Here is a 17,140-nt window from a genome sequence, read left to right on the forward strand (position 1 = left end):
CGAGCTACTTGGGCCGGACCGTCAGTAGTTCCGGCGGTGCTTGAGACGCGGAATGGTGACCGCGAACACCGCGGCGGCGGCAAAGCCGAGGACACCGGTCGCGGCAACGCCGGTACCCAGTGCCACGGCCGCGGTGACCGCCGAGAGTAGAACGGGTCCCCCGGTGGCGCCGGCGTCGGCCATGAAGCGCCAGATGCCGAGGAACTGGCCGCGTCCGACGTCGGGCGAGAAGTCGGCCCCGAGCGTCATGTTCAGGCCGGAGCTGATCCCGTTGCCGAAGCCGATCAGGAGCGCCGCCAGCATGAGGGAGACGAAGTCCGTGCTGAGCGGGATCAGCACCATGGCCACCCCCATGATGAGCGTGGACGGCACCGCCACCCACTGCCTGCCCTTGCGGTCCATCAGTTTCCCGGCCGGGTAGAACACCAGCATGTCGATGGCCCCCGAAATCCCGTAAATGAGTGAGGCCTGGGTGGGGTCCATGCCGAGGTGGTCGGCCCACAGCGGGATGACCGCCTGGCGCGAGGCCCGGAGCGCGCTCAGCAGCAGGACCCCCGCCCCCACGGTCAGGAAGACGCCGGAGTGGGACACCGCGATGCTGCGCAGGGTGGGCTGTTGGACCGGAACGCCGTCTGCCGGCGGCTGCTTCGCTTCGAGGTCGGGGATGGTGACGGACACGGCAGCCGCGGCGGCCATCGCCACGACACCGGCCCAGTAGGCCCCGCTGATGCCGGCGAACTGCATCACGGCGGCACCGATGAACGGGCCGATGAAGATTCCGATCCTGTTGACGCCGCCGAGCGTGGACAGTGCCCGCGCCCGGAGCATGACCGGCACGGCCTCGGTCAGGTATTTCTGCCGGGCCAGGCTGAACACGCTGGCGGCCATGCCGACCACCACCATCGCCGCCGCCAGCACCCAGAGGCCGCCCGGAAACAGCGGCGCGACCGCCGCGGCGGCGAGGGCGACCGCGCTGGCGGCCGCGGCTCCCACGATCGCCCAGCGTTCGCCGAATTTCAGCGTGATCATTGACGCCGGCAGGTTGAAGAACCAGGATCCGAGACCGATCAGCGTCACGATCAGCGCAGCCCCGGCCACGGAGGCGCCGAGGTCGCGGGCGGACAGGGCAACCACCGGCAGGATCGCCCCTTCGCCCAGGCTGAACATCAAGGCGGGCCCGAAGGCGGGAACGGCGATACTTCGGAGGCTGAACGGGGCGAGTTGTGTGGTGGTCATCCCCTTCATCCTAGGCAACCGGCGGGTAGTCCCCGGCCTAAGCGTCGAAGTGGGTGCGGACGTCTTCGCTGGTGAGGTTCCGGAGCACGTCCGCGGCGACTTCCCGGAGCTTCTGGTTCCGGTTGCTGGACACCCGGGTGAGGATGGTCATGGCCTCGTCCTGGGAGCAGCGGTTCTGTGCCATGATGACGCCGCACGCGAGGTTGATCGAGGTGCGGTTTTCCAAGGCGGCCTGCAGGTCCTCGGCCCGGGACTGGAAGGTTCCGAGCCGGACGGCCAGTCTCAGAGCACGGCCGGCGAGGTCGGCGAATCCGGCCGCTTCGGCGACGATGTCCTCGGTGAACAGCCCGGTGTCCGCCCCGAAGAAGTTCAGGGCCGCCGCGGCGTCCTCGCCGATTTCCAGCGGTACGCCCAGTGTACTACGGCAGCCGTTGGCCGCGAGCTCGCGCTGGTAGACGGGCCAACGGGGATCGGTATCGACGTCCGCGAGCAGGACCACATCCTTGATCCGGAGCGCCTCGATGCACGGTCCGTCGCCCAGGCTCTGTTCGATGCGGTCCAGGGTGACCGCCCGCGGGCTGCTGCCTGCTACCGTCATGGTCCGCTTCCTGCGCTGCAGCGTGACGCCGCACTCGATCTCCCCGCCGGCGGTGCGGCTCAGCTCTGCTGCCGAGAACTCGGCCAGGCGCCCCAGGAAGTCCTCGACATTGTCAGTGCCGAGGAGAAGGTTCTGGAGGTGCAGGGCGGCGTCCTGCCCGATTGAGTTGTTGGCCATGCCTAAATCTACCGCGGAGGACGCCCCGGTCGCGTCTAGACGTACCCGTCGACGATGGCCGCGGCGATTTCCCGGTAGGCGCGCCGCGTCTCGGGGCGGAGCACGTCCAGGGTCACCAGGTCTCCGTCGGCCACCCCCCGGTCGTGCGGAACGGCGATCAGCTGGCGGCAGATGCCGGACAGGTGTTCCTCGATCGCGTCCTTGTCCACCCGTGTGGAGACCTCGTCCTTGTCGGTAATGACCACGACGGCGTTGCGGGCCAGGTCTTCATAGCCGTGGCTGGCCAACCAGTGCAGGGTGCTGCGCGCCCGCTTGGCCCCGCTGACGGCGTAGCCCGCCGCGATAATCAGGTTGTCCGCCGACTGCAAGATGCCGCTCATGGCATTGTGCGTCACGCCGGTGCCGCAGTCGATCAGCGCCACGGAATAGTAGCCGGAGATAAGCTTGCGGATCCGCAGGTATTCCTCCGCTGTCAGCGAGTCCGATACCTCGGGGTCCTGTTCACCGGCAATGAGGTGGAGCCTACCGGCATGGTGCATGTAGCGGGCCAGGGCTGTGAGGGAATCAACGGAATCGACGTTCTTGAGCAGATCCGTGATGGTACGCGGGCTCTGCTGCTGGTAGATGCCCTCGCCGAGGGCACGCTCGACGAGGTCGCCGGAATCGGGGTTGGCGTCGATCGCGCACGGAGGATCCCCCCGGAACTCGGCCAGTGTCAGCCCGACCCCTACCGTGGTGGAGGTCTTGCCAATGCCGCCCTTCAGGCTCAGGACCGCCGTGTTGTAGCTGCCCTGGAGCTGACGGGAGATGCGCCGGGCCAGCTCGTCTTCCTCACGCTGCCGGGCGCTGGGGCCCAAGTTCAGCCCGCCCCCGGTCAGGTTATACAGCGCACCCCGGAACCCGCCGACGGGGCGGGGCTTCTGCTCGCGAACAAAGAGACCCGGGGAACTGATGAAGTCAGGCACCGGGGCGTCGGCCAAGGCCGCGGCCCGGCTGGCGGACCGCGTCGAGCGGGTCGGCTGTGCAGGCACTGCGGGAGCGGACTCGGGGGCAGGCGGCTTCCGCATGGGGTCGTTGGCCGGCCTCGCCGGTTGCGGCCGCGTGGGCGCGTCGGCTGCAGCGGCAGCCTCCGCCCAGGAAGCGCTCGGGGTTGTCGGGCGCTGTTCAGCCTGGTTGCTGGAAATGATGGGCATGGTTCCTGTCCAGGCGTCGGAGTCGTCGCCGCGGCGGCGGTCTCTCCGGCGCGGGAGTTGGGCCTGCTCTGCAGCTGCTTCAGCTTCAGCGAGGGCGTTGGCGGTCTTGTTTTCGACCGATTCTGGCATGTTTGTTCCCCCAGGGATTACAGCGCAGACCGCTGCAGTGCTCGATTGACATCGTTCAAGGGACAAGTCTAGGGGCAGTAGTGCGCACCCTTACCATCGGCTGCAGAAATTCTGGCCCTAGCGGCGGGCACGCGTGTCCTGGAGGCGCTGGATGAACCAGCGCGACTGCTCGGGGCCGTACGGCATGATCGGGATGGCCTTAGTGGCGTCGTCCGGGGTTTCCCGGGTGGCCTGGATGGCCTGCCGGACCGCGGTGCTCATGGTGTTGGCCATGGTCTTGACGAACTGGTCGCTGCACGGCTCGCCATGGCCGGGCACGAGGAATTCGTAGCGGTGCCGCAGCGCGGACAGGTGCCGGAGGGCGTCGGCCCAGTCTTCCGGGAAGGAGTCCTCGAAGGACGGGTGCGATCCCTGTTCCACCAGGTCGGCGGCAAACAGCGTGCTCGCCGTGCCCACGAGGAGGTCGCCGTCGGTATGGCCACGGCCGAGATAGAACAACGTGGCGGTCTGTCCGCCCAGGTCCACGAGCACCGGCTGGTCCTTCACGATCGCGTTCGGAACCACCAGCTCGACGTCGGCGCCCTCCCCGGCCGCCATCTCGGGCTCCGCCAAGGCCACGAACCGGCGCTGCTGGTCACCATTCTCCTCGATGTCCGCGGCGCAGTTCTCGTGCGCCCAGAACTCGGTCACGCCATCGGCGGCGAAGACGGCATTGCCGAAGAAGTGGTCGTAGTGCGCGTGAGTATTGACGACGACGAGCGGCAGCGCGGTCTTTTCCCGCACGGCAGCCAGGATCTCGCGCCCCTGCCGGGGCCCGCCACCGGTGTCGATCACCATGGCGCGCTCGGTGCCGACCACCAGCCCCGTGTTGAGCAGGGATCCCTGAGTTGCCAGCACGTAGTTGTCCGGACCGACTTCGAGCCATCGTGACATTGAATCTCCGTATCTCCGACGCTTATCCGGCGTTGTTCGCGCGCCGTACAGGTCTCAATTCTACCCGTGCCGGCTGGCTTTTCCCGTTAGGGCGTGCCCGTTCCGCGCCGGTAACGGGTACGTCCGGAAGCCCTCGTTCTGGCCCGCGCCGCGATGCTGCGCGGCGCGGGCCAGCGTGCCGGATCCCGGGCCGGCCTCACATGTCCGCGAGTGCCGAGCCCGGGTTCTCGATCGCGTCGGCGACGTAGCGCAGGAATCCGCCTGCCGTGCCCCCGTCGCAGACGCGGTGATCGAAGGTGAGGGTCAGTTCGGTGACCTTGCGGACCGCGAGCTCCCCGTTGACCACCCAGGGCTTGTCGATGATCCGGCCGACGCCCAGGATTCCGACCTCGGGGTGGTTGATGATGGCGGCCGAACCGTCCACACCGAACACGCCGTAGTTGTTGAGCGTGAACGTGCCGCTGCCCAGTTCCGCCGGAGTCGCTTTGCCATCGCGGACGACGGCGGTCAGCCGGCGGATCTCGGCGTCCAGTTCGCGGGCGCTGAGCTTATCGGCGTTGCGCACCGACGGCACCATCAGCCCGCGGTCGGTCTGCGCCGCGAAACCGAGGTTGACGCCGTCGAACGCCACGATCTCCTGGCTGGCCCCGCCGGTGGTGTCTTCGGTGGTGACGATCCTGGTGTTGAGCTCGGGGTACTTCTTCAGCCCGGCCGTGACGAACCGGGCGATGAACGCCAGCAGCCCGGGCGCGTTGTGCGGGTCCGATTTCTTCAGCGCGGCACGCATCTCCACGAGCGCCGTGGCGTCAACGTCCACCCACACCGTGGCTTCCGGGATCTCGGACCGGCTGCGCGTCATGTTTGCCGCGACAGCCTTCCTCACCCCCCGCACGGCCGTGCGGCCGGCAATGACCAGCCCGGTGCGCGCATCCGTGCCGGATGCCGTGGCCGGCGCGGCGGGCTCCGCCGCGGGGCGCTCCGCCACCGGAGCCGGCTTGATGACGGCCTCGACGTCCCGTCGCATGATGAGCCCGCTGGCCCCCGACCCCTGGAGTCCCCCCAAATCGACCCCATGATCGCGCGCCATCCGGCGGACCAGCGGAGAAATAACAGCGCCCAACTTCCCGGGAACCCGGGTGCGCATGAGCACCAAATCATCGGCAGCCTTCTCGGCCTCCGACACCCGAGCCGCAGGAGCAGCCAGCGCAGCCCGCCTAGGAGCCCGAGTCCGCCGGGCCACCCCGTGCCCGCCCGGAGTCCCATACCCGATCAGAACATTCCCGGACCCGGCCTTCTCCTCCTCGCGGTAAGTCTCGGCAGCAACAGCAGCAGGCGAGTCGGCGACGGCGTCAGGTGAGGAAGCCGCAGCGGTGCCGGGCTCGGCGACAGCAGCCGGTGAGCCAGCAGTGAAACTAGCCGACGCGGATGATGCCGCCCCGGGAGTGGCATCGGGCCTTCCGGAGCCGGACGGCATGCTGCTTGCAGCAATGCCGTCCGGCGAAGGGGCGGGGGCGGCATCATCCGCGGCGGCGCCACCAGCGGCGCCACCGGGAACGACACCAACAGGCATGACAGAGATCAGAGGCTTGCCGACGTCGAGCGTCTGGCCGGGCTCGCCGTGCAGCACGGCCACGGTGCCGGCGTACGGCGACGGCACCTCGACCATGGACTTGGCGGTCTCGACCTCGGCGATCGGCTGGTCCACCCGGATCTCGTCGCCAACGGCCACGAGCCAGCTGACGAGTTCCGCTTCGGTGAGGCCTTCGCCGAGGTCCGGCAGGAGGAATACTTTCGGTTCGCTCATGGTCAGTCTTCCCACTGGAGGTCGTCAACGGCGTCGAGGATGCGGTCCACGCCGGGCAGGTAGTAGTGCTCGAGCTTCGGCGCCGGGTACGGCACATCGAAGCCGGTGACGCGGCGGATCGGCGCGGCCAGGTGGTGGAAGCAGCGTTCCTGGACCCGGGCCACGATTTCCGAGGCCACTGACGCGAAGCCGTGGGCCTCGGCGATCACCACGGCGCGGCCGGTCTTGCGGACCGAGGCGCAGACCGTCTCGTCGTCGAACGGCACGATCGAGCGGACGTCGATCACCTCCAGCGAGCGGCCCTCCTCGGCGGCCGCGGCCGCGGCGGCGAGCGCCGTCGGGACGGACGGCCCGTAGGCGATCAGGGTGGCGTCGGTGCCGGGGCGGGCGACGGCGGCCCGGCCCTCGGAGGACGTGCCCCGTTCGGTGTTCGCGGTGTGTTCGGCGCGCAGCGCATCCAGGTCCACCTGGTCCTTGGACCAGTACAGCTTCTTGGGCTCCATGAACATGACGGGGTCGTCCGAGTCGATGGCTTCGCGGAGCATCCGGTAGCCGTCCGCGACCGTGGCCGGGGTGAAGACCTTCAGTCCGGCCGTGTGCGCGTAGTACGCCTCGGAGGAGTCGCAGTGGTGCTCCACTCCGCCGATGCCGCCCGCGTACGGGACCCGGATGACGATGGGCAGCTTCACGGTGCCCTTGGTGCGGTTGTGCATCTTGGCGACGTGGCTGACGATCTGCTCGAACGCCGGGTAGGCAAAGGCATCAAACTGCATCTCGATGACCGGGCGCATCCCGTTCATCGCCATGCCCACGGCCATGCCGACGATCCCGGATTCGGCCAGCGGGGTGTCGAAGCAGCGGCTCGTGCCGAAGGTCTTGGTCAGGCCGTCCGTGATGCGGAAGACGCCGCCGAGCATGCCGACGTCCTCACCGAAGACCAGGACGGACTCATCGGCGCGCATGGCATCGGCCATGGCGGTATTCAGGGCCTTGGCCAGGGTGATGGTCTGCGGACCGGTCTTTTCGGCTTCAGCAGCAGCCTTCGCGGCCGCGCGGGCCGTCGCGGCGCTGACATTGCCGTTCGCCTCGGAGGACGTGGTGATGGTAGGGCTCATTTGCCGGCCCCCTTCGGGGTGGATGCGGTGGCTGCGGCGTCGCGGGCGAGTTCGTCGGCGAGCATGGCGGACTGTTCCTTCAACTGCGGGGTGGGCGTGGAGAAGACGTATTTGAAGAGGTCCTGCGGCTCCACCGGCACCTCTTCGCTGAGGCCTTCGCGCAGCTGCGTGGCCACCGCTTCAGCCTTGTGGGCGATCCCGGCGGCGCGCTCATCGTCCAGCAGGCCGCGGTCCGTCAGGTAGGTCTGCATCCGGCTCAGCGGGTCCTTGGCCACCCATTCGGCGACTTCGCTGTCCTGCCGGTAGCGGGTGGCGTCGTCGGCGTTGGTGTGCGCCTGCATGCGGTAGGTGTGGGCCTCCACGAGCAGGGGGCCGGAGCCCTCCCGGGCGAGCTTGACGGCCCGGCCGAGGACGGCGAGCAAGGCCACGATGTCGTTGCCGTCGACGCGTTCACCGGCCATGCCGTAGCCGACGGCCTTGTGGGCCAGCGAGGGTGCCACGGACTGGTGCGCGAGCGGCACGGAGATCGCGTACTGGTTGTTCTGGACGAAGAAGACCACCGGCAGGTGGAAGACGGCTGCGAAGTTGAGGGCCTCATGGAAGTCACCCTCGCTTGTGGCGCCGTCGCCGCACATGGCCAGGACCACGGTGTCCTCGCCGCGCAGTTTGGCGGCGTGGGCGACGCCGACGCCGTGCAGCAGCTGGGTGGTCAGCGGGGTGCACTGGATGCCGACCTTGTGCTTGGAAGGGTCGTAGCCGCCGTGCCAGTCGCCGCGGAACAGCGTCATGGTCTGGACGGGGTCCACGCCGCGGGCCATCACGGCCACGGAGTCGCGGTACGTGGGGAACAGCCAGTCGCCCTCGGCGAGGCACAGCGCGGCGGCGACCTGGCAGGCCTCCTGGCCGTGGCTGGACGGGTAGACGGCCATCCGACCCTGCCGGACGAGCGCGGAGTTCTGGTCATTGACGCGGCGGCCGACGACGAGCTGCTCATAGGCGGCCAGCAGTTCGGCCTCGCCGGGCAGGCTGTATTCGTGCCCGGGCTGGGTGCCCTGCTCGGTATGGGGATTCAAGGTCCCGTCCGGGCCGACCATCTGGATCTGGTGGCGGGCCGGGAGCATGTAGTCCTCAACAGTGATGCCGAACTTGCTCACGGCCTCACTGGCGGGATTTTGCTGCGCGGCCTGCTGCGCGTGTTGCTGCGCAGCGTGGTCTGCGGAGATCGTCATTGGTCCGTCCTTCTGTAGCCACTAATCTTTCCCAGTATGCCTTCAGGCGCTGTTTCGTATCCAGTCCCACGGAGAATCGTGGAGAAGTCCACAAATTTGCCCTAATCTGGAAGACAAGTTGTAAGTGTGAGCTGGATTACCGGCGGGGGTTGTGGACGAATGGCAGAGCTTGAGCCAGACCAGGCGGCGGTGCCGCTGGACGATGTGGACCGGAACATCATTGCGGAGCTGACCCGGGACGGCCGGATGTCCGTGACCCAGGTGGCCGAGAACGTCCACATTTCGCGCGCCCACGCCTACACCCGGATTGCCCGCCTCACCGGCGAAGGGGTCCTGACCAAGTTCACGGCCTTGGTGGATCCCATCAAGGCCGGCCTGAAGTCGTCAGCGTACGTGACCCTGAAAGTGCGCCAGCATTCCTGGCGGGAGCTGCGGGAGCTCCTGCGCGCCATCCCCGAGGTGCACCACATCGCCCTGGTGGGCGGGGACTTCGATGTCATCCTGCTGGTGCGCGCGGTGGACAACATCGATCTGCGCCGGGTGATCTTCGACCAGCTGCAGTCCATGCCCGGGGTCCTGGACACCCAGACGTTCCTGGTCTTCGAAGACCTGGATACGCGCTAGTTCACGAACACTTTCATCCAGGCCTTGAGCTCCTCGCCGAACTCCACCCGGTCAGCGGCGATCGAGATGACCGCCTTGAGGTAGCTCAGTTTGTCCCCGGTGTCGTACCGTCGGCCGGTGAAGACCACGCCGTAGACACCTCCGCCCTCGCCGTCGGACCCGGCCAGGCTCTGGAGCGCGTCGGTCAGCTGGATTTCGCCGCCGCGCCCGGGCGGGGTGTCCTCGAGGACATCGAAAATCTCCGGATGGAGGACGTACCGGCCGATCACGGCCAGATTGGACGGGGCATCGGCGACGGCGGGTTTCTCCACGAGGCGATTGACCCGGACATGGTCCTGACCCGGCAGGACGGATATGTCGGCGCATCCATAGGCACTGATTTCCGCCGGGTCCACTTCGATCAAGGCGATGACGGAGCCACCGGTCCTGGCCTGGACGTCAATCATGGCGGTCAGCAGTTCGTCCCGCTCGTCGATCAGGTCATCGCCCAGCAGGACGGCGAACGGCTCGTCGCCCACGTGCTGGCGGGCGCACAGGACAGCGTGGCCGAGCCCCTTCGGGTCTCCCTGGCGCACGTAGTGCAGCGGGCCGAGGCGGGAGGCTTGCCGGACGGCCTCCAGCCGGTCAAAGTCGCCCTTGAGTTCAAGGGTGCGCTCCAGCGCGGGCTCACGGTCGAAGTGGTCCTCCAGCGCCCGCTTCTGGCGCCCGGTGACCATGAGCAGATCGGTCAGGCCGGCCCGGACGGCCTCTTCCACCACGTATTGAATGGCCGGCCGGTCGACCACCGGCAGCATTTCCTTGGGCATGGCCTTGGTGGCCGGCAGAAACCGCGTTCCCAGTCCCGCAGCGGGTATGACAGCTTTAGTTACAGATTTCCCCAGAGTCATAACCGAACATTACAAGCGGGTTCCGCAAATGAGAATGCTTCGAAGCAAAGACAGGTAGAGCCGGGCGTATACCCGGAGACCTGCCTCCGGGCGCCTGTCAGCCCTTGAAAACGGGGGTGCGCTTCTCCTGGAAGGCGCGGAATCCCTCGGCGTAGTCCTCGCTCTTGCACAGCCGCGCCTGCTCGGCGTTCTCCTCTTCCATGGCCTTCCACAGTCCCAGCCGCTGGTCCCGGATGTGCGCCACGAGTTCCTTGCTGGCATTGAAGGCGCCCGTGGCGCCGGTGGCCACGGCGGCCACGATGGCGCGGGTGTTCTCCAGCAGTTCCGCGGCGGGCATGGCCCGGCTGAACAGGCCCTGTGCCACGGCCTCGGCGCCGCTCATGAGTTCGGCCGTGTAGATCAGGTCCAGGGTCCGGTGCATTCCGAGACGCTCGGTGAAATACCAGTGGCCGCCGGAGTCGAGGGTGGCGCCGAGCTTGGCGAACGGGGAGCCGAACTTGGCGTTGTCCGCCACGTAGACCACGTCCGTGGCCAGCAGCAGGCCGAGCCCCACGCCGAGGCATGCGCCCTGCGCCGCGGCGAACGTGGGTGCGGGGAAGGCGCTCATCTTCTTCAGCAGCGGCTGGACGAGGCCGCCCAGGTAGGCCTGTGCGTCGTCGCTTTCCGGGGTCACCCCGGCAATGTCGCGGCCGGCACAGAAGGCGCGTCCGGCGCCGCGGAGCAGCAGCGCCCGGACCTCGCCGCGCGACGCGGCGTCAGCGGCGTCGTCGTAGGCCCGGGACAAGTCAGCCAGTGCCTGCTCGTCGAGGGAGTTCAGCTTGTGCGGGGCGTCGAGCACTACCTCGGCGACGCCGTCGGCGATGGAGAGGGAAATCATGGGACTCCTTGGCGGGGAAAGGCGGGCGTCGAAAAAACCTAGACGTCGAAGTCGACAGTGACTTCCGGGGTGGTGGGGTGGGACTGGCAGGTCAGGACGTAGCCCTTGTCGAGCTCGTCTTGTTCCAGGGCGTAGTTCTCGTCCATGGTGACCTTGCCGGAGACCACCTTGGCGCGGCAGGTGCCGCAGACGCCGCCGGCGCAGGCGAACGGCACATCGGGGCGGACCCGGAGGGCGGCGTTGAGAATGGATTCCCGGGCGTGGGTGGGGCTCGTGACGTCGCCCTGCAGGCCGTCCAGCTTGAACGTGATCTTGTACGTGTCCTGTGACTCGTCGACGATCACGGGCCGGCCGATGTTGCCCTCGGGGCGGTCCGGCTTGCCGGAGGTGAACAATTCGAAGCGCACGTGCTCCGGCGCGACGCCGCGCGCGGCGAGGGTGTCCCGGCACAGCTGGACGAGTTCGAACGGGCCGCAGAGGAACCATTCGTCTACGTCATCGGCGTGGATGGCGGTGCCCAGCAGCGCCTGCAGCTTCTCGGCGTCGATCCTGCCGCTGAGCAGCGGCGCGATCCGCTGTTCACGGGAAAGCACGTGGTGCAGGGCCAGCCGGGCCGGGTACTTGTCCTTCAGGTCCGCGAGTTCCTCGAGGAACATCACGTCCATGGCGGCCTTGTTGGCGTAGATGAGGTCGAAGCGGGTCTGTGGGTGGGCCGCCAGCAGGGTGCGGGCGATGGCGATCACGGGAGTGATGCCGGAGCCGGCGGCGATCGCCACGAACGAGCCGGCCTCCTCCGCCAGCTCCGTTGCCATCTCCTGCGGATGGTTCATGGAGTTCATGACGTTCTGGTCCACGGGCTTACCGTCGCGGCCGTGCTTGGAGACAAAGGCGCCCATGGGGCTCATGACGTCCAGGACGTCGCCAGCCGCGAGCTCGGCGTTGGCCCAGGTGGAGAACAGTCCCCCGAGGTCCTTCTTGATGGCCACCCGGATTTCGCTGCTGCCGTCGGCGAAGCTGCGCGGTTCGGCGCAGATCGAGTAGCTGCGGCGGATCTCGTGCGGCTGGCCGTCGGCGTCCGGCAGGGTGGTGCGCAGCGCGACGTACTGGCCCGGCAGGTAGTCGAACTGCCCGGCGAGTTCTGCCGGAACCGCGAACGTCACCTCGATCGCGTCGTCGGTGAGCCGGCGGACCTCGCCCACCGTCAGGGGGTGGAAGGAGGGCCGACGGCGGCCGGTTGCTGCGGCCGACTCCGCGGCGGTCTGGCGGACAACAGTCATGGAGGCACCTGTTCCTTACAAAACTTTGAAGTAGTCGAACGGTTCTTTGCAGTCCTGGCACACGTAGAGGGCCTTGCAGGACGTGGAACCGAAGCGGGTGAGTTCTTTGGTGTTCAGCGATGAGCACTGCGGACATTTGACGGCGAGGGAGAGCCGGACCGGGCCGGCGTGCCGGAGGGCCGCAGAGTGGCCGGACGGCGGCGCGATCCCGTACTTCTCCAGCTTGGCCTTGCCTGCCTCGCTCATCCAGTCGGTGGTCCAGGCCGGGGAGAGGACGAGTTCGACCCGGACGCTCGGGTACCCGGCGCCGTGGAAGGCAGCGGTGAGGTCATCCCGGATGGCGTCCATGGCGGGGCAGCCCGAGTAGGTCGGGGTGATGGTGACCTGGACGGTGGGAACCATCCCGCCGTCGTCAGTGCTGGGTTCCGTCGAAAGCTGCACGTCGCGCAGGATGCCGAGGTCGGCGATGGTGAGCACCGGGATTTCGGGGTCACAGACAGTGGCCGCCACCGCCCAGGCCTTCTCCTGGGCGGTGTTGCCCCGGGCGGCCTTCCGGCGCTCGGCGGTTTCCGGGTCAGACACGAACATTTCCATGGTGCCTACCAGCTGGCTCCGGGGTGCTCGCGGGCGAGCACCTGCATTTCGGCGAGGATGTAACCGAGGTGTTCAGAGTGCAGGCCGCGCCGGCCCCCGCCGGGTGCGGGCTGCACCTTGGGGACTTCAAGCTCCGCCTCGGCCAGGACCTCGCCGGTGAGCCGGTCGAAGTCCGCACGCAGGCTTGAGGGCTGGGGCGCCGCGCCGGCTTCGCTGAGGCGTCCGGTGAGCTCGTCATCGCGGAACAGTTCATCGACGTAGGGCCATATGACCTTGAACGCGTGGATCATGCGCTGGCGCGACTCCTCGGTGCCAAGGGCCAGGCGCAGGACCCACTGGGCGCTGTGGTCCCGGTGGTAGTCGACTTCCTTGGCCGCCTTGGCGGCGATGCCGGCCAGGGTGGCGTCCGTTGACTCGGTGAGCCGGCGGTAGAGCTCGAACTGGTAGTAGCTGACCACGAACTGCCGGGCGATCGTGACGGCGAAGTCCCCGTTGGGCTGTTCGAAGATGGCTGCCGAACGGAATTCGTGCTCGCGGCGGAAGTAGGCGAGATCGTCTTCGCTGCGGGCCGTTCCGTCCGCTCCGAGGGCGCCGCCGGCGTAGCTGAGGAAGGACCGGGCGTGGCCGAGCTCGTCCAGGGCGATGTTGCCCAGGGCGATGTCCTCTTCGAGCTCAGGCGCCCGGGAAATCCAGTGGCCAAGGCGCTGGGCCAGGATCAGGGCGTCGTCGCCCAGCCGCAGGGCGAACTCGGCGATGTCCTCGCTCGGTGTGGCAGTGCCGCGGCTGACGGCCAGGGCGATGTCCTCGGGGCGGAGGGCGTTGCCCGGGGTGATGCGGGTGGCACTGGCGGCGCCGTCGCCGCTGGCTCCGGCTACGCCGACGGAGATGTCGCCGTGGCCGGCCGTTTCTGGTTCTGCGGGTGCCGCAGTTTCCGGTGTGGTGCTCACAGGTGCTTCACGCCCTCACTCTTGGTGTAATACGTGGCGTGACGGTAGTCCTTGCCCTGCGGGGATTCAAAGAATGCACCCTTGGCATCCGGATCGCTGGACGCGATGGCATCGGCCGGGACCACCCAGATCGATACCCCTTCATTCCGGCGGGTGTAAAGATCACGGGCGTTCCGCAGGGCCATGGCCGCATCCGGTGCGTGCAGGGATCCGGCGTGGACGTGGGACAGGCCGCGGCTGGAACGGACGAACACTTCCCAGATCGGCCAGACGTTGCCTGCGTGAGGTTCGGGGGTTGTCATGCTGCGGATTCCTTCTCTGCTTGCTTGCGGCGCTGCTTATCGGCATAGGCCGCGGCGGCTTCGCGCACCCAGGCGCCGTCTTGGTGTGCGTCCCGGCGCCGTTCCAGGCGCTGGGCGTTGCAGGGGCCGCGGCCGGCCAGGACTTCGTGGAATTCATCCCAGTCCAGCGGCCCGTGCTCCCACTTCTTCGTGTCCTCGTTGAAGCGGATGTCCTTGTCCGGCAGCGTCAGCTCGAGGACCTTGACCTGCTCCATCATCATCCCGACAAACCGGTTGCGGAGCTCGTCGTTGCTGAAACGCTTGATGTTCCAGGCCATGGACTGCTTGGAGTTGGGCGAGTCGTCATCCGGGGGCCCGAACATCATCAGGGCCGGGGCGTACCAGCGGTTCACCGCATCCTGCGCCATCTGCTTCTGTTCGGGGGTGCCGTGGGAGAGTTCGAGCAGGATCTCAAAGCCCTGGCGCTGGTGGAAGGACTCTTCCTTGCAGACCCGGACCATCGCCCGGCCGTACGGGCCGAAGGATGCGCGGCAGAGCGGCACCTGGTTGGCGATCGCGGCGCCGTCGACCATCCAGCCGATGGCACCCATGTCGGCCCAGGTGCGGGCCGGGTAGTTGAAGATCGACGAGTATTTGGCTTTGCCGTCCATCAGGTCCTGCATCATCTGGTCCCGCGGCTGGCCGAGGGTCTCGGCGGCGGAGTAGAGGTAGAGTCCGTGGCCGGCCTCGTCCTGGACCTTGGCCATGAGGATGGCCTTGCGCTTGAGGCTCGGGGCGCGGGAGATCCAGTTGGCTTCGGGCTGCATGCCGATGATCTCGGAGTGCGCATGCTGGGAGATCTGGCGCAGGAGCGTCTTACGGTAGGCCGGGGGCATCCAGTCGCGCGGTTCGATCCGGGAATCTTCCGCCATGACCTTGTCGAAGTACTTCTGGCCCTCGGCGTCGCGCCGGGCCGCGTCCTCGGGGCTCTGTTCATGCCGCGCCGGCGATGGCTCGGCGGGCACTGACTGCAGGGTCTGCGATGCCATGGTTGCTCCTATGAATTTCCGATAAATAATTACCGACCGTTCGTTCAGGATATGCGGAAGGCCCGAGATGCGTCAAGGACGGGCTTCCCGAGGGATCCCCGGAACGCGTCCGGGGAGAACCGGGGCGACGGAGCAAGGCCCGGGTCGCCTCCGGGCCTTGCTGGTCAACGATGGTGCCGGCCGTGGGGACCAGCGGCGTCCTCCCGCTACTTCTCGGCGTTTCCCTGCCCGTCCCTGCGGGCGGGAAGGACGAGAAGCGCGTCCCCGATGGCCCGTTCCGTGCCGCCCGAGGGACTGTTGAGAACCTTTCCTCCGGCAACGGCGGTAGTGGACCCGCCGCCGTCGAGGTTGATCGCCTGAACCATGCCGAGCGACTGGGCGACGTCGGCTTCCTCCTTCAGGCTGAGGCCCAGCGAGGCGGTCGAACGCCCGTCCGCGGCGACAAGCATGGTTTTACCCTGGGCATCGGTACCGGCGAAGGTCCGGGGGTTCCGTTTGTGGACCCAGCCGTAGTAGAAGCTGTTGCCGTCGTTGGGGTGGACCATGCCGTCACGCCTGGCGGTGACGTCTTCCTGGCCGTCCTTGACCAGCACCGGTCCGCCGTTGACGACGCTCGTGGCCCGGTTCGGGTGCAGGGCCCTTCCGTCTTGACCAAGCAGGCCGGTGCCGATTTTCAGTGTGGCGCCCACGGGAGCCAACGCGCGGAGCCTCGCGACGTCGTTCCCGGTGGCCTGGATGGTGTGGCCGCCGGGCGGCACGGCTGCGCCGCGGCTTTCGGCGATGGAGGTGACGGTGTTCCGGCTGTCGACCGTAACCTCAAGGCCAGGGCCGGACGGGGTGGAGGGCCCGAACTCGGGCGTGAAGGCGACGAGTTCGTTGGCGTTCGTGCAGGTGAGGTCCTGCAGTGCGAACGGGGTGGGCAGGCCGTTGGCGCCTCCGCAGTTGCGGATCAGGCCGGGGACCCTGTCAATGCCGTCCAAGGCCAGTTCACCGGGAACGGAGGAAGAGAGGGAACCGGCCCAGGTCAGCCGCTGGACGCTGGTGCTGTTCTTCGCGCCGTCCACGACGAGGGCCGGACGGTCGGCGACAGGCTCGCTGAGGGTCTTGCCGCCGTAGACGCCGGCCCCGGCGGGGTCGCCTTCGGCGCCGGCCTTCGGGTCGAACACGAAGAAGCCGGCGTTGACCGCGGCGATGGCGTGCGCGTCGGATGCCAGCTGGCTGGTTGTTTCGCGCTTCTCCAGGTCCGGGCCGAATGAGCCGGCGAGCTGCCCCCGATACTTCTCCGGGTCGATCGTGATGACCTCAAGGTTCCACGGCCCGCGGGTTTTTGTGCCGGTATCGCCGTCCCAGCCGGTGTAGATCATCGAGGAAGCGAGCCCTGCCGCCTTGATCCGGGCGACCAGTGCGTCGCCGTCGGCCTGGGCGGCGAGGTGGCCGGCGCGGACCCGGTAGCCCAGGTCGCCGCCGGCATCCGCCAGCTGCGGGGACTGGACATGCTCCACGCGGGCATCGACGCCGGCGGCCCTGAGTTTGTCCGCGATGTGCTGCGCGCCGGTTTGGCTTGAGAGTGCCGAGGCGGGCGCATCCGGATCCGGTGAATCGGAGGGGATGGCAACTTCGGCCGTCCAGAAGAGCGAGGAATCTGCTGCGCCGCGGCTGATCTTCGTCAAGGTGACCCCCGGGGCCAGGGCGCTCACCGTCCGTTTTTCCGGAAGATCCGTGGCGCCGAGGCTAAGCCGGGCGCCCTGGTCTTCACCGGAGTCGCCGTTCTGACCCTGACTTGCCTGGGACGGGCCGGCAGGGCCGAGAAGGGCCGCGCAGACGGCCAGGACAAGGCCGCCTGTCAGGGCGGTGCGGTGCATAAGGGAGGCTTTCATCCCTCCACGGTATGAAGGCCTGACCGCCGGTTATGCCAAAAAGTGGGTTTGAGAACTCCTGTTGCCGGAAGCTTCATTCCCCGTTTACCCGCGCTGCTTAACGGCGCTGTGTACGGGCGCTGCCGGTCCGCGGAGCGCCGGCAGTCCGGCACCCCCGGCAGCTGCTAGGTGTACTCAGCCAGCAGGTTGGTTACATCTGCTGATGGGTGCTCGTCCTCCGAGTGCGCTGTGGTTGCGGCGGTGGTTGTAGAAGTCTAGCCAGCCGGTGAGGGCCTGTGTGCGGTGGTCGCTGGAGTCGTAGGCGTTCTTGTAG

The 17,140-nt window shown here is 68.0% G+C and carries 17 protein-coding genes; 1 reads left to right on the top strand and 16 read right to left on the bottom strand.

Annotation, left to right across the window (positions count from 1 at the left end; genetic code table 11):
- Nucleotides 1-21: 21 nt before the first annotated feature.
- The 7 genes from AB4Y72_RS05895 to pdhA form a co-directional block, all read right to left on the bottom strand.
- Nucleotides 22-1,236: an MFS transporter gene (locus tag AB4Y72_RS05895; RefSeq protein WP_441425208.1), complete on the bottom strand. Its 1,215-nt coding sequence runs from the start codon at nt 1,234-1,236 to the stop codon at nt 22-24.
- A gap of 37 nt (nt 1,237-1,273) precedes the next feature.
- Nucleotides 1,274-2,011: a GAF and ANTAR domain-containing protein gene (locus tag AB4Y72_RS05900; protein ID WP_441425209.1), complete on the bottom strand. Its 738-nt coding sequence runs from the start codon at nt 2,009-2,011 to the stop codon at nt 1,274-1,276.
- Nucleotides 2,012-2,046: 35 nt separating this feature from the next.
- Complete coding sequence (locus AB4Y72_RS05905; protein ID WP_441425210.1) at nt 2,047-3,333, bottom strand: MinD/ParA family ATP-binding protein; 1,287 nt, start codon at nt 3,331-3,333, stop codon at nt 2,047-2,049.
- 117 nt (nt 3,334-3,450) lie between these two features.
- Nucleotides 3,451-4,266, bottom strand: coding sequence for an MBL fold metallo-hydrolase (locus AB4Y72_RS05910; protein WP_441425211.1), 816 nt, complete (start codon nt 4,264-4,266; stop codon nt 3,451-3,453).
- A gap of 196 nt (nt 4,267-4,462) precedes the next feature.
- Complete coding sequence (locus AB4Y72_RS05915; RefSeq protein ID WP_441425212.1) at nt 4,463-6,070, bottom strand: dihydrolipoamide acetyltransferase family protein; 1,608 nt, start codon at nt 6,068-6,070, stop codon at nt 4,463-4,465.
- A gap of 2 nt (nt 6,071-6,072) precedes the next feature.
- A complete protein-coding gene (locus AB4Y72_RS05920) occupies nt 6,073-7,185 on the bottom strand; it encodes an alpha-ketoacid dehydrogenase subunit beta (RefSeq protein ID WP_441425213.1) in 1,113 nt (370 codons plus the stop codon).
- Nucleotides 7,182-8,414, bottom strand: coding sequence for a pyruvate dehydrogenase (acetyl-transferring) E1 component subunit alpha (gene pdhA / locus AB4Y72_RS05925; protein WP_441425214.1), 1,233 nt, complete (start codon nt 8,412-8,414; stop codon nt 7,182-7,184). The genes AB4Y72_RS05920 and pdhA overlap by 4 nt, the downstream gene beginning before the upstream one ends.
- A gap of 159 nt (nt 8,415-8,573) precedes the next feature.
- Between pdhA and AB4Y72_RS05930 the strand changes: the two genes are divergently transcribed.
- A complete protein-coding gene (locus tag AB4Y72_RS05930) occupies nt 8,574-9,038 on the top strand; it encodes an Lrp/AsnC family transcriptional regulator (RefSeq protein WP_441425215.1) in 465 nt (154 codons plus the stop codon).
- Here the strand turns inward: AB4Y72_RS05930 and galU are convergent.
- The 9 genes from galU to AB4Y72_RS05975 all read right to left on the bottom strand — a co-directional run.
- A complete protein-coding gene (gene galU / locus AB4Y72_RS05935) occupies nt 9,035-9,925 on the bottom strand; it encodes a UTP--glucose-1-phosphate uridylyltransferase GalU (protein WP_441425216.1) in 891 nt (296 codons plus the stop codon). The two genes, AB4Y72_RS05930 and galU, sit on opposite strands and share 4 nt — an antisense overlap.
- Before the next feature lie 97 nt (nt 9,926-10,022).
- Nucleotides 10,023-10,802 (bottom strand): enoyl-CoA hydratase/isomerase family protein, encoded by a 780-nt coding sequence (locus tag AB4Y72_RS05940; protein ID WP_441425217.1) that lies wholly within the window; start codon nt 10,800-10,802, stop codon nt 10,023-10,025.
- Between the two features lie 38 nt (nt 10,803-10,840).
- Complete coding sequence (gene paaE / locus AB4Y72_RS05945) at nt 10,841-12,079, bottom strand: 1,2-phenylacetyl-CoA epoxidase subunit PaaE (RefSeq protein WP_441425218.1); 1,239 nt, start codon at nt 12,077-12,079, stop codon at nt 10,841-10,843.
- A gap of 15 nt (nt 12,080-12,094) precedes the next feature.
- Nucleotides 12,095-12,667 (bottom strand): 1,2-phenylacetyl-CoA epoxidase subunit PaaD, encoded by a 573-nt coding sequence (gene paaD / locus AB4Y72_RS05950; RefSeq protein WP_441425237.1) that lies wholly within the window; start codon nt 12,665-12,667, stop codon nt 12,095-12,097.
- Between the two features lie 11 nt (nt 12,668-12,678).
- A complete protein-coding gene (gene paaC, locus AB4Y72_RS05955; RefSeq protein ID WP_441425219.1) occupies nt 12,679-13,620 on the bottom strand; it encodes a 1,2-phenylacetyl-CoA epoxidase subunit PaaC in 942 nt (313 codons plus the stop codon).
- Entirely contained in the window at nt 13,617-13,922 is a 306-nt protein-coding gene (gene paaB / locus AB4Y72_RS05960) for a 1,2-phenylacetyl-CoA epoxidase subunit PaaB (protein ID WP_091251167.1), read from the bottom strand. Before paaB ends, paaC begins: the two co-directional genes overlap by 4 nt.
- Nucleotides 13,919-14,950 (bottom strand): 1,2-phenylacetyl-CoA epoxidase subunit PaaA, encoded by a 1,032-nt coding sequence (paaA, locus tag AB4Y72_RS05965; RefSeq protein ID WP_441425220.1) that lies wholly within the window; start codon nt 14,948-14,950, stop codon nt 13,919-13,921. Before paaA ends, paaB begins: the two co-directional genes overlap by 4 nt.
- Nucleotides 14,951-15,156: 206 nt before the next feature.
- Nucleotides 15,157-16,827 (bottom strand): phosphodiester glycosidase family protein, encoded by a 1,671-nt coding sequence (locus AB4Y72_RS05970; RefSeq protein WP_441425221.1) that lies wholly within the window; start codon nt 16,825-16,827, stop codon nt 15,157-15,159.
- Between the two features lie 174 nt (nt 16,828-17,001).
- Nucleotides 17,002-17,140: integrase core domain-containing protein (locus AB4Y72_RS05975; RefSeq protein WP_441424568.1), on the bottom strand; the 139-nt coding region annotated here is incomplete at its 5' end.

It is taken from the genome of Arthrobacter sp. YAF34 (assembly GCF_052113245.1).
GTDB lineage: Bacteria > Actinomycetota > Actinomycetes > Actinomycetales > Micrococcaceae > Arthrobacter.

Bases quoted from the DNA above. Each gene is read 5' to 3' on its own strand.
- AB4Y72_RS05910 (WP_441425211.1), bottom strand. From the start codon at position 4,266: ATGTCACGATGGCTCGAAGTCGGTCCGGACAACTACGTGCTGGCAACT.
- pdhA (WP_441425214.1), bottom strand. From the start codon at position 8,414: ATGACGATCTCCGCAGACCACGCTGCGCAGCAACACGCGCAGCAGGCC.
- paaE (WP_441425218.1), bottom strand. From the start codon at position 12,079: ATGACTGTTGTCCGCCAGACCGCCGCGGAGTCGGCCGCAGCAACCGGC.
- galU (WP_441425216.1), bottom strand. From the start codon at position 9,925: ATGACTCTGGGGAAATCTGTAACTAAAGCTGTCATACCCGCTGCGGGA.
- AB4Y72_RS05930 (WP_441425215.1), top strand. From the start codon at position 8,574: ATGGCAGAGCTTGAGCCAGACCAGGCGGCGGTGCCGCTGGACGATGTG.
- paaA (WP_441425220.1), bottom strand. From the start codon at position 14,950: ATGGCATCGCAGACCCTGCAGTCAGTGCCCGCCGAGCCATCGCCGGCG.
- AB4Y72_RS05920 (WP_441425213.1), bottom strand. From the start codon at position 7,185: ATGAGCCCTACCATCACCACGTCCTCCGAGGCGAACGGCAATGTCAGC.
- AB4Y72_RS05900 (WP_441425209.1), bottom strand. From the start codon at position 2,011: ATGGCCAACAACTCAATCGGGCAGGACGCCGCCCTGCACCTCCAGAAC.
- paaD (WP_441425237.1), bottom strand. From the start codon at position 12,667: ATGTTCGTGTCTGACCCGGAAACCGCCGAGCGCCGGAAGGCCGCCCGG.
- AB4Y72_RS05970 (WP_441425221.1), bottom strand. From the start codon at position 16,827: ATGAAAGCCTCCCTTATGCACCGCACCGCCCTGACAGGCGGCCTTGTC.
- AB4Y72_RS05905 (WP_441425210.1), bottom strand. From the start codon at position 3,333: ATGCCAGAATCGGTCGAAAACAAGACCGCCAACGCCCTCGCTGAAGCT.
- AB4Y72_RS05940 (WP_441425217.1), bottom strand. From the start codon at position 10,802: ATGATTTCCCTCTCCATCGCCGACGGCGTCGCCGAGGTAGTGCTCGAC.
- AB4Y72_RS05895 (WP_441425208.1), bottom strand. From the start codon at position 1,236: ATGACCACCACACAACTCGCCCCGTTCAGCCTCCGAAGTATCGCCGTT.
- paaB (WP_091251167.1), bottom strand. From the start codon at position 13,922: ATGACAACCCCCGAACCTCACGCAGGCAACGTCTGGCCGATCTGGGAA.
- AB4Y72_RS05915 (WP_441425212.1), bottom strand. From the start codon at position 6,070: ATGAGCGAACCGAAAGTATTCCTCCTGCCGGACCTCGGCGAAGGCCTC.